The organism is Candidatus Hydrogenedentota bacterium (assembly GCA_019695095.1).
In the GTDB taxonomy this organism is placed as follows: Bacteria; Hydrogenedentota; Hydrogenedentia; order Hydrogenedentales; family SLHB01; genus JAIBAQ01.
Map to the genome: position 1 here is coordinate 12940 of JAIBAQ010000001.1, position 11845 is coordinate 24784.

Annotated in this window: 7 protein-coding genes; 1 reads left to right on the top strand and 6 read right to left on the bottom strand. The window is 58.5% G+C overall.

Annotated elements, in window-relative coordinates:
• Positions 1–64: 64 nt before the first annotated feature.
• The 4 genes from K1Y02_00060 to K1Y02_00075 all read right to left on the bottom strand — a co-directional run bounded on the left by K1Y02_00060 (position 65) and on the right by K1Y02_00075 (position 7136).
• Complete coding sequence (locus K1Y02_00060) at positions 65–1396, bottom strand: Gfo/Idh/MocA family oxidoreductase (protein MBX7254719.1); 1332 nt, start codon at positions 1394–1396, stop codon at positions 65–67.
• A gap of 328 nt (positions 1397–1724) precedes the next feature.
• On the bottom strand, positions 1725–3101 hold the full coding sequence (locus K1Y02_00065; protein MBX7254720.1) for a hypothetical protein: 1377 nt from the start codon (positions 3099–3101) through the stop codon (positions 1725–1727).
• A 160-nt stretch (positions 3102–3261) separates the two neighbouring features.
• Complete coding sequence (locus K1Y02_00070; protein MBX7254721.1) at positions 3262–3942, bottom strand: hypothetical protein; 681 nt, start codon at positions 3940–3942, stop codon at positions 3262–3264.
• Between the two features lie 725 nt (positions 3943–4667).
• Entirely contained in the window at positions 4668–7136 is a 2469-nt protein-coding gene (locus K1Y02_00075) for an alpha-galactosidase (GenBank protein ID MBX7254722.1), read from the bottom strand.
• Positions 7137–7343: 207 nt separating this feature from the next.
• On the opposite strand from K1Y02_00075, the gene K1Y02_00080 reads away from it, so the two are divergent.
• Positions 7344–9119, top strand: coding sequence for a hypothetical protein (locus K1Y02_00080; protein ID MBX7254723.1), 1776 nt, complete (start codon positions 7344–7346; stop codon positions 9117–9119).
• Between the two features lie 71 nt (positions 9120–9190).
• Here K1Y02_00080 and K1Y02_00085 read toward each other — a convergent pair whose 3' ends face one another.
• Together K1Y02_00085 and K1Y02_00090 are read right to left on the bottom strand one after the other, a co-directional pair.
• Positions 9191–10942 carry a sodium:solute symporter gene (locus K1Y02_00085; protein ID MBX7254724.1) on the bottom strand — a complete coding sequence of 584 codons (1752 nt, stop codon included), beginning with the start codon at positions 10940–10942 and terminating at the stop codon, positions 9191–9193.
• A gap of 412 nt (positions 10943–11354) precedes the next feature.
• Complete coding sequence (locus tag K1Y02_00090; protein ID MBX7254725.1) at positions 11355–11831, bottom strand: DinB family protein; 477 nt, start codon at positions 11829–11831, stop codon at positions 11355–11357.
• Positions 11832–11845: the final 14 nt, after the last annotated feature.

An 11845-nucleotide genomic window follows, 5' to 3' on the forward strand; every position in this document is an offset into this window, starting at 1 on the left:
TAACAAATAGTGATCGTAGACAATGCAAAAAATGCTGCCGCGCTCCGGAACCTTGAGACTTCCGTCACGCTCCGTAAATGGGAACCGGGGATCGCGAGGACCATTGGCCCGATGTGAAATCCGGAAAGTCGACCGTATTGGACTCCACGACCGATTGGATCGAAAGGGGGACGATCGCGCTCCATGTCGCCGCGTCATAGACATCCTGCGGAGGTGCCGTTCGATTCTTCACCGCTTTGACGAACTCGTAGACTGTGATGTAATCGGACCCGCCGTGGCCCCCGTTTTTCGAGGCTTCCGCCTCCAGGTCCGTCCAGAGCGGGTGTGCGTATTTCTCCATGTATGGCTCGAAGGGTTCATAGGCGTCGGCTTGTGGAGACACTCCTTCCAGGTAAATTTGTCTGGAAGAACCAAAGTGGATTCCCTTGGTTCCGTCGAGGCGAAGGATGAGATCGTAGGGACGCGGCGTGCACAGGTCGAAGTAGAGCACCACGGTTAGGCCGTTCGCCGTTTCGAGAAGTGTCGTGTTGATATCTCCCAGAGCGTACGTCTTCTTCGCTAACGGATGATCGGGACCGAACTTCTTTGCGGCATAGTTGTTCATGCCCCGCGATTTGGTGCTGCGACTCGTGAGGCGCGTGAACCGGTCGCCGCGGTTGATGTTGAACCATTGAGCGATGGGCCCTATGGGGTGGGTAGGGTACAGATTGCCATTCAAAGCCTCGGCGTGTTTGCCGCGCCACGTGAGTTCGCCCGAGTCGGTGAACATGAGGAACCGGCAGTCGTGTTGATATCCCGCTTCGGCATGCAGCAGATCGCCAAAGGCATTCTCGCGGACCATCCGCAGTAAGGTCAGGGCTTCGCGAAAGTAACAGACATTCTCCAACATCATGCACGGCAGGCCGGTTTCCTCCGAAACGCGGACCAATTCGCGGCACTCATCGAGCGTCAACGCGGCGGGTACTTCGGTGGCGGCGTATTTGCCTGCACGCATGGCGGCGACCGAAACCGGGGTGTGCCATTCCCAATAGGTGGCGCAGACGACGGCGTCGAGGTCGTCGCGGGCTACGAGACGCTCGTAGTCACGTTCACCGTTGGTGTACGTGTCCGGACGATTGCCGCGCGCCTTTTCAACCAGCGATTGAGCATTTACGGCGCGGTCTGGAACCAAGTCGCCGATCGCTAGAACGTCCACATACGGGATCTGCAAGAGTGTGTTAAGCAATCCCGTACCTCGATTTCCAACTCCTACGATGCCTACGCGAACACGATCAAGGGGAGGTTTCGGATCGGTCTGCGCGGAAGACATTTGGCCAAGGAGGATGGATGCGGCTCCCGCCGCTGCCGTGGATTGAATAAACGAACGCCGTGATAGGGTTTGCCCGGACTCGGTCATGATAAGCACCTCCGTCATTTGGCCGCATTATGCAGAAAGGCGCAGGGGGTGATCACCCCCTACGGAATTTGACGGTTCAAGGGGGTGTCCCGGAAGAGAGAACTCTCGCGCAGAGGCGCGGAGACGCAGGGAGCGCGGTGTTGGTCGCAGGTTCTCGGGTCTGCGGAATTCAACCTCCGATGAACGCCGATGCACTCCGATGCCCATAAAGGACATTTTGCATTTCGTAGTGCCGGTCTCTGTGCCGGGCGGATTTTGCAGAAGAGGGTCTCCGCCGACACTCCCTTCCACAGCCGGGTATCATTTGTCGCGCTCTTTCGCCGCTCACCTACAGCTTCGCCAGATCAAACACAAACGCGATGTCACCATAGTCACTCTGCTGACCCGAATCCGAGTACTTCTTTCCGCCGTCGTCCGAACGATTGAGACCAGTGCTGTATACGGTGAAGCCATCACCTTTCGCAACGTATCGCAGTGTCTGACCGTCGAAGGGATCCGTGGGAACAGCCTTGAGGTAAGTAGGCACGAGTTCATCAAGCTTTACGGGTAATTTCTTTTCCGCAAGTTGAAACCGCCGCAATGCCAACGCCGTCTCCGTTACAGTCAGCGTCGCCGTATCCCGCGCCACGGCGCGAGAACACTTCATTAGACTCGGCAGAGTGGATGCAACCAACTTGGAATTTCCTGACACGTTGGACTGATTTGCCAGATCGACACCATCGGCAAGTGCCTCCGCCTCGTCCAGCATTTGTGGGAACGGCTGCGCCGCGATAGCAATCCCCTTCTCCATCGCGTCCAGAAACGCTACTTGTTCACGCGCCATGACATCCGGATCATCCTTGATCGCCAAGAATACTGCCTCGTTCTCTTTATCCAGCGGCAACGTCCCCTGCTGCACGGCGTCGGCTATCGTCAACCCTAGGCACCGTTCGCTAATGAGCGCGCGGCGGTACTCGCCGGGCTCGCGCATAGTTGCCACCATTGACTGCAACGCCGTCAACTGCGATGCGTCAAGACGGACGCGATTCAGCGCCTGTTCCGTGGCCGTTGAGGCGATAGACCGCAGAGCGATGCGTACAAGGAGGTTGATCATCATGGGATCGCTACGCAGATCCTCGGAAAGCTTGTACGCCCCCCGCAGCGACATGTAGGCGCCGTTGGCATCGCCCTTCGCAGCGCAGACCAACGAATTCAGGCACAACAACCGTTCCATGTCCCGCATCTTCGACAAGTGGGAGACGTCCATTCCCGCCCCCCTCTCATAGGTCAACGGGAAGAGGCAATCCTTCTTGTCCTGCGTTTTCTCCAGCAAAGAAAGGCATTCCGCGTTCCTATCCAACAGCGTCTTCGCTGCCAAAACCATTTCACCCGGGATAGCCTCGCCAGGAATCGTAAGCAGTTGCAGGTTAAAGAACGGAAGTGTCGTCTCCGCATTCGGCCCGGCATCGAACTTGGTAAACGCCTGCTGAAGAATCGGCGCGGCGTTGTCCGCGTCAGTCACCTTCTGCAGTGTCGCCCTCAACTCGTCCATTGTCACCGGCTCGCCCACCGCTCGAATAGCCGCCAGCCGCTCCTCAAGCTGCTGCGCGTTGCTCTTCTCCTTCTGACACGAACCAGCCAATGCCGCCAAAAGAATCGCGACGAGAACCACCTCTACGCCTCTAAACCGCGTGAATTCCCAAGCCGTCCGATTCCGGTACCGCATACGCGATCACCCCTTCTTCACTTCAACCGTAGTACCTACGCCCCCTTACCCAACATTCACTTGTCCATCACATGGTAAATCTATCAGGTATCCTGCGCCTATGTGAAGTAGGTGATCCCGCCCACCATGGAAAGCGGGCGCTGTCTACGGGGGCCGCGGCCTACGGTGCGACGTCTTCCATTGAGTCCGGCACGTGGATGGGTGCGCCAGGCGACGGAGGGCCGGTGTAGGTCGCGTTTCGTTTGACACCGAGCGCGTAGACTTCCTTCATCAGCTCGTCGCATTCGTCGATCATAGTGAGCACTTCCGGCGAAATGCCGCAACCGTTTCCTTTATTCGTCGGCTTGGGCCCGGCTCCAACGAGGTCTCCCACGTCTTTTCGCGCTTTCCGCGCGTGTTCAATCGCTTTGTACAACGCATCGTTTTCGGTTGTTCGTCCGCGCGCCGCAGACGCCTTCGGCGTCTTCGTCTTGCTTTGTCCGCGAGTGGGCACAGAATCGCTGCCGTCTTGGCCGGGCGTGTCTCCGTTCTGACCTCCGGCCAGTTCCGGCGGAGTCTCGTCGAGCACACGCATAGGGCTGGTGCGTTGCAGGGCTTGCATGGTCTCGCGGTGCGCGAGGATGTCCAGGGCCACAGCCTCGTCGATGGCGAATAACACTTCCAGCGGCGGCGTGCCGCCGTAATGGGCGCGGGCCTCCCGGAGCCTTTTGCGGCAATGGAACTTGGCGCGGGTCTTCTCCGCGCCGGTGAGATCGTCGTTGGTTTCCTTCAGCCACATGCCGAGGATAGCCATCACAGCGCCGACGCGCTTGGGCCGTTGGGTATCGGTGAGAGTGTCCATTGGGATTACCTCCTCATATATATGGGGAAGTCCGTTGCACTGCAAGGGCGGTTTTACCGCGAAAGAACTCAAAGAAATCAAAGGAGAATAGAGGAAATTGAGAGCGCAGAACAGGCGCGTGGGGGTGCACGGTCTGGCGGCGGCCGGAAGTAGCATGAACTCGCGCAGAGCTACGGCCCCATCAAAATCACGCGGGGGCACGCCCCCAGGTCCCTATTCCTCAAGATCGTTAAAGAGTCACGTATTCCCCCGTGCTCCCCTTGGTTTGAAATCATATGCGCCGGATTGATCTCTCTCATTCGCATAGTTCGTGTATATCGTGGTCAACAGCCTTCTCTCAGGATCGGCTTATGTCTCATTCACCGCGACGTGTTCGCCTCGCACATCAACCGACCAATCCCCTCCCCGCCGCTTCTGTCGAGTGCAACAAACTCGCGCATATATATGAGGCGCAACATTCGAGAGCCACAACCATGTCTGCACAAACCCGTGCCCGAATCCCTGAACTCCAAGCCGTATACTCGCGAGCGACAGACCGCTCCCTGCTCCTCGGCGCGAGTCCCTGACCCCTCCGGCATACCCTTGAATCGACAAATGGACTCCTGCTGTGGAAACACGTGCCGCAAGACAGGCCCTTGCCCCGTCAAAAAGGCAGAGGGATGCCCCTCTCCCCGTCCAGAGCTAAGTGATTCAATCATAAGCACGAAGCTACTCGACTTGCGCAGCTACAAGGCCACTCGCCACGTGCACGTCTCTTCGCCCACCGTTATGGGCAGTAGCCAGGCGCCCTTGGATGAAGCCGTCATGGCCACCGCTTTGCCGTTGACCTCCGCCAGACGGGGTTCCTTTCCGCCGGTGTCGATCACAAGGTAGCCTTGCTCTCCCGACGGACGAGCGACCTCGCCGGATAAGGTTGAACGCTGCGCGTCCCAAGCGACGCGTTTCAGTTCTGCACCGCAACTTTGGTGAAAGCTGGTTCCAACAACCCAAGGATGTTCGCGCGCAGTCCGTAAACAGAGCAATTTCACACCGGGGCCGTAGAAGGCGATGTCGAGACGGCTCGGGTCGTTTCCGGTCATCAAGTCCTGATAATCGCCGGGGTGTTGGTAGCCGCGCGGGTTGGTGCGCCGCGACGGGACTTCGCCAAGCGCCATTCCCGACCAGAACTCGTAGCCCCACCGTTTCACGCCGGGAGCCAAGCCCAACCTTTCAAGAGGGATAACGAAACGGCTCATCTCGGGGTCCTGACCCGGAACTACCGTGTCGTAGGAGAACACAGCGACGAGGTCCCATTCGTCCCAGTCCGTCTTGACATGCGTGTGCCACACGGAACCGGGAGTATGCTCGGCGAGGATTTCATCCGACTGGGCTTTGTTGGGATCATAGTGAGCGGGCGCGCGATACACCGGCTCAAAGAGGTCCACCGGTTTAGCCGCGACACCGAGGGTGGGCAGCGTGGACGTAAGGATGTGCCAGCGATCTTCGGGTAACGTCGTGAGCGTGTCGCCGATATCGACCTGTCCGCCGGCCATGAATGCGATCGTGGCTCGCAGCCGCGCGTCCTCCACGGTTCCGGGAAGGCCGACACAGAGGCACGATGGCTGCAATACACCCCATCGGAAGTTCTTAAAGAGATGGCAGGCGACAGTTTGGTAGTTGTCGCGTTGGAAACCCGCGGTGATGAATCCGCTATTGCCGGTGTCGCTGCATGTGTAGAGCAACGGCCAATAACCGGTCCCTGGCATTTCAGGACCGCCGCAATTCAGCAGCAAGGCGTCGGGCATGGCTTCGCGGATGATGCGCGCTCCAATGCGCGCGGCTTCCACCCCGCCCCCTCCAACAATGCGGGGGTCGTAACGGCGCTTGGCCGCACCGCCGGAAACGCAGCCGATGAAGTCGGATTTCAGGTATTTCACGCCGCGCTCGTGCAGACTGGCTGCCTTACTTCGAAGCCATTCCTGCGCTCCAGGATGGGTAAGGTCAAGGATGTACACGTTTCCATGCGGTTCCCAGAACCACTGTCCGTTGGGCAAGGGTTTGCCATCTTCGCCGGCGACCAGCCACTCCGGGTGCTCGCGCGCAAGCGGGTCAAACTCGCTGATGCTGTACGGCGCTTTCCAGACGCCGAGATCGAACCCGTATTCGGCGAGCCGCTCGGAAAGCCACTTCAGCCCGTGGGGAAACTGCTCGTTCTCCTCAAAGGTGCTGGGCAACTGCTCCTTCTCCCAGCCGAGGTCAAGCTCGATCACGCTCAGCCCCAGCGGTTTCAGGCGCTTCGCGGCAATGCGCGCAGTCTCGATGGCACGATCCTCGGTAACGCCCAGGCGATACGGATACCAACTGCACCACGAGACCGGTGGAGTCGCGGGGAATTGCGGGTTGAATCGAGCGCGTACCGCGTCGGCGTAGGACTCAAGCATGTGCCAAGGGTCTTGGCCCGTCGCGAGTAGCATGGTCTCCAACCGGATTTCTTCACCCGCTTTCATCATCAGATTGCCGCCGTCGAATTCCGCCGTCAGTGTGACTGTGTTCGGATTTACGCGCGATTGCACCGTGCCCACCCAGCGCTCCGATGATTCGAAACCCGCGAAGAAAGCGCGCTTCTCGTTTCGGTCGTACGCGAGCCAAGCAAACGTAGATGTGCGCGGCGGCGTCTCGGGCGCGCCGCCAGGTTCCGTGCTTTGTTTCTTCTCCTTGGCCGGCGCTTCCGTGAGAGGCACGACGCGGCCTGAGTAATTTGATTGTTCGAGAACGCGTACGGCAGCAGGATCTGCGCCGAGACACGCCGAATCGGTCTGAAGCAAAATGACATGATTCAGGACGGCGTCTTTTGCAGAAACATTGCGCAACGCAGATTGAATACGCAGACCGGGTAAGGCACTAGGCTCAATAATCATCGTCACGACCGCGCGATCGGCAAAGATGTATTGGATCCGAAGGGATTTCCCCTCGCGGTGGACAACGGCCACCGTGGGCGTCAGTGCCGCGCCGTCTACGACGAGTTGCGGCAGCATGTTGTCCGCGTGGAACGCGTTCCACTCGGGAGACGAGAGCGTGAGTGCGCCGCTCGTGGAGCCCGCCTTGACTCGCAATGAGCCCGACGAAATGGACAGATCGCTTTGTGCGAAAGCCTGAGTCCCGTACAAATAGACTGTGCCAAGCGCGACCAAGACGATTGAAAGATACGAGCGCATTGCTTCCCCTCCTCACGCAATACGAATGACGTTGGACACGACTTCAATTGTCTCAAAACGGCGGAAGGTAGTCACGCTCGAAAGCCTTGCAACCGGCAATGCCTCACGCAAAGGTGCGAAGGCGCGGAGAACCCAGAGAGCACTTGAATTGACACATGAGACCGGGCCTGCAATGATCGGAGAATCGTTAACCGAGGGGGATTTGTCATGGCGTGTTTCATTGCGTTGGCCGCGCTCTTCGCGCAAGTGGAAGAGCCAATCGTGTACTTCGACCTGGCGGCCTGCGTGGCTTCACTTCCGGACGATTCAGTCTTGCGCTATGACACGGTGAAGTTCGTGGCGGCCCTGCAAGGACTTGTCAATCGCGAACGCCCTCGGCTTATTGTGCGATTCTTCGATGGCAGCAGCCCGACAGGCCCCATCAACGTCGATGATTACTGGTTCGAGAAGATGCGCGCGGAGTGGCTGAAAGGTCGCACAGTCGAACGGACCTCCAAACTGGACGATCTCATTGCGCGCTATTCCGAGGCGCGCAATGGCGTCGTGGTGTGGGACCAGACCGTCCCTGCCACGGCCAACGTCGCGGCAACGGTCTGCGGCGTTGAAGGCTGGCTGCCCGTGCGCGCGGGGGGTGCACTGTATGCGCAGTTGGTCAATGCGGGGCCAAAGCTGCCGGTAAAGCTGTCGTTGGCGGGCAAATTCACCGGTGCGGAATCGGGCAGCGCGAAATGCGACGCCTATCTGTGGGCGATGCATACGTACATTGAAACGGGCCGTTGCAACAACGCGCTCATGGCCTATTACCTGGATGGCTATACGCACCGGCCCGACCTGCCGGGTATTCAATACAACGATCTGAGCAACGGGGGCATTGCGAATCAAGACTATTACATCGCGCGCAAGGCTTTCGTGTTCGATCTGGGGCCATGGGCTGATGAAGCCCCGGTGGACGATCCGAAGCAGCCGCTCGGGACGGACCGCGCTACATTGTGCGCGATTCTCAAGGCGCAGGTGTTGCAAAACGACGGCAAGTCCTTCACGACGGTCGGCGGTTTCGTTCCATGGAATCTGAAGTACACGGATGCAGCGTTGTCCGGCGGCAAGCATGGCGCCGTGCCCACGGAGTGGGAGTACGCGGCGATTCTCTCGGCGCACAACGCCGTGATGGACGCGGATGCGCTGGGACTCGTTGGATTGGCGAATGCGTCGGCGTATATGCACTACCCGCTGGCGAAACACTACACGCAGAATCCCAAACCCAAGCTGCCGCCCTTGGAAGACAAGACGTATGTCCTGGTGTATATGGGCGACTACGACTCGGCGGCGTGGCTTTCGAGGCAGATACCGGCGGCATGGGACGACCCCGCGCGCGGGCAGATGCCGATTGCATGGGCATTTAATCCGAACCTGGCAGACCGCGTGCCCTATGTGTTCGACACGATCATGCGGACGAAATCCGCGAACGATTGGTTCATCGGCGGCGATTCGGGCGCGGGATACTTGAATCCCAATTTGCTGACAGGCGACCGGCTCGGCAGTGGCGTGCCCGATGCGCTCGATCTGTGGGTCACACACAACAAGGCGTGGTACGAACGGTTCGACTACTCGATTACCGGTTTCGTCATCAACGGTTTCCACGGAGACATGCCGCTGCGTGTGCAAGAAGCCTACGCGAAGTTTTCGCCAGACGGTGTTGGCATGCAACTTGGTTTCGAAAAGCCAATTGTCAACGGAACGCCGTTCATTCGGCACGTTTCGGACATCTACCCCGATCCAAAACACCTTGAGGTGGCCGCCCAACAAATGGCTGGGTTTGCGAAACCAGAGAGGCCGCAGTTCCTGATCTTTCGAATGATCCTTCAAACCCCATCAACCATCGTCGGAATCCGGGATCGCTTGTTGAAAGACTATCCCGAACATCAGTGGGAGTTTCCCGATCCGTACACGTTCTTCGCGCTGGCAAAAGAGACCCTGGCGAAGTGAAGCAGCCCTTGCCCCAAGTGTCGGAAGCGATTGACAAAGCAGGCGCTTCAAGAACCTACGTCTAGGATTGCCTATCCGCTGAAATACACGTAAGCGGCGAGTATGGCGCAAAGCACACCGATGGTGGCGATGAGATCGCGCCAGTCCCAACTGCGGCGAGACTCAGCGCGGTGCTCGTCGGTAACAGTCGCGTACGTGAGGCCCGCGAGGCGTTCATATGCCGGTGGCGCGGTCATGTAACTGACGACAACCATGACCACGCAACAGACGAGGAAGATCACGAGACTGTAGTATTGGAAGAACATGTTGTTCACGATCCAGAGGAAAGACCCTTCGGGATATCCTCCCTCGAAACCGGCCATCTTGAGCTTTACGGGCGTATCCACGGCTAGGCGGAACAGCCCGAGCAGGAAGCCCACAATGAGCGTCGCGACACATCCGGGGCCATTCAATCGTTTGTGGAAAAGGCCGAGGAAGAACACGACGAAGATCGGCGGCGCGAGGTATCCCTGGACGCCTTGGAGGTAATCGTAGAGGCCGCGGCCACCGCGAATAACGGGGATCCATAGCAGCCCGATGATTACCATGACCACGGTGGCCATTCGGCCAATCCAAACGAGTTGCTTTTCCGAAACTCCCTTGTGCATGCGAGAGTAGAAGTCCATGGTAAACAGCGTTGCCGAGGCGTTGAATGCGCCTGCGAGCGAACTCATAAGCGCTGCAAGCAAACCCGCCACGACGATACCGCGAATGCCGACGGGCAATACCTCTCGGACGAGCATCGGGAACGCTTGTTGCGCGGCGTCGCGGTTGAGTTGGTCTCCCTGGAAGAGCGCCTCCCGCATTCCGGCATCCTTGCCGCTGGCAGCGAGAGCAAAGGCAATCATACCGGGGATAATGAAGATGAAGACGGGAAGCAACTTCAGATATGCGGCGCAGATCGTGCCGCGCCGGGCTTCGCGTTCACTTGGCGCGCCAAGGGTGCGCTGCACAATGTACTGGTCCGTACACCAATACCAGAGGCCGGTAATCGGTGCGCAGAATAGCATGCTGAGCCACGGGTAGTTGTCGTTGAAGTACCAGGCCATGCGCCCGGCTTCCTTAACGGGAGCCCACGTCCCTTCAATGCCCGCGGGCACGAGCGGCTTCCACAGGTTGAACATCTCCGATCCTGCGATCTGGCGCAGTTCATTCCAACCGCCAAGGGCTCTAATTCCGAACACCGTTACCAGCGCAGAACCTATAATGAGGATGACCGTCTGCAAGGCTTCCGTGTACGCGACTGTGCGCATGCCACCTAAGATTGTATACAGGCCGGTCAGCACGATGACGAGAATTGAGCCAATCCAGAAACTGTCCAGCGGTCCAAGGCGCATCTCAGGGATGAGGACGGCGAAAACTACTCCGCCCGCGAAGATACCGACGGCCATTTTCGTGAGCACGTAAGCAACGAGAGATATGAGTGAAAGAATCCAGCGACTGGTGGCATTGAATCGGCGTTCGAGAAACTCGGGCATCGTGAAGACTTGCGAGCGTGTGTAGAACGGCACAAACACCCAACCAAGAACCAACAGACACCACGCGTGAAGTTCATAGTGGGCCAGCGCAACGCCGTCGGTGGCTCCGGCCCCGGCAAGCCCCACGAGGTGCTCAGAGCCGATGTTCGACGCGAAGATCGAGGCTCCGACTACAAACCAGCCGAGGTTTCTCCCCGCGAGGAAGTAGTCGTCCGTCGTGTTCTTGCTCTTGCGAATTACCCACCAAGCCAATCCAAAGAGCAATCCGAAGTAGCCTGCAATCATCAGCCAATCGAGCAGTTGCATGGTGTGCCCTCTCCCCCTGCTAAATCCGCGTTGTTGACCCGGCGGGCATTATAGCTTGCATTTCATTCTGGCGCGACTGAACGCCGGCGTCGAATTGGCGCTAAAGCGTCGTCGCGAGACATCAGGGCCTATCAAATCTGGCGGAGAATGTCGAGGAGGGTATCACGGACACCAACGGGAGGTCACCGTGAAAAAAGTCCCACGGCGTGCGTAAAGCGAATATCCAGACGCACCGTCGTGGGACCGAAAAACAAGCGTTCGCGAGGCTATGGCGCCATCGCGATAATCAGCGGCGAAAGCGTGTAGAGAATCAGAAAGATGATCGAGTACAGAAGGCTCAGCATGGTGGTCGTCTCCTTTTCTTTCAGGCGATCATACTACGGGCTCGGACCTCAATTCATTACGTATCCGCTCACTTCTTTGGAGTCCAGACTTCGCCTTTGATGGCAGCCTCAATCTGCTCGATGTGATGCCATGTGTGGAAATCGAGGACGTGCGCCACCTTGGCCAACGTCATGGACCCCGCCTCAGAATGGACAACCTCCCGAACAAGGCCTGCCTCGTCGGTTGACGCCAGCAGCTCGATCACGCGATCGCGCGCCGCCGAGAACAGGCACTCGCCGACTCCCAACGAACGGGTATCGTATTGCAGAGCGGCCACCCATTTGTCCTGATCGAAGCCTTCCACGTCGCTACCCGGTTCGGCGGACGCGCGGCACAGCCGCCACAAATAGACAAATTCAACGTCAGCAAGGTGAAGCAGAATTTGGCGCGCGGTCCATTTTCCGGGTGCGTAGGACTTTGCAAGGTCCACTTCGGCCACGTCGAAGTAATTCAAGACGGCGTCGCGCGATTTGCGGAGGGACTCAATAGTCGCGGTGTGAATCATAACTTGGGCTCCTT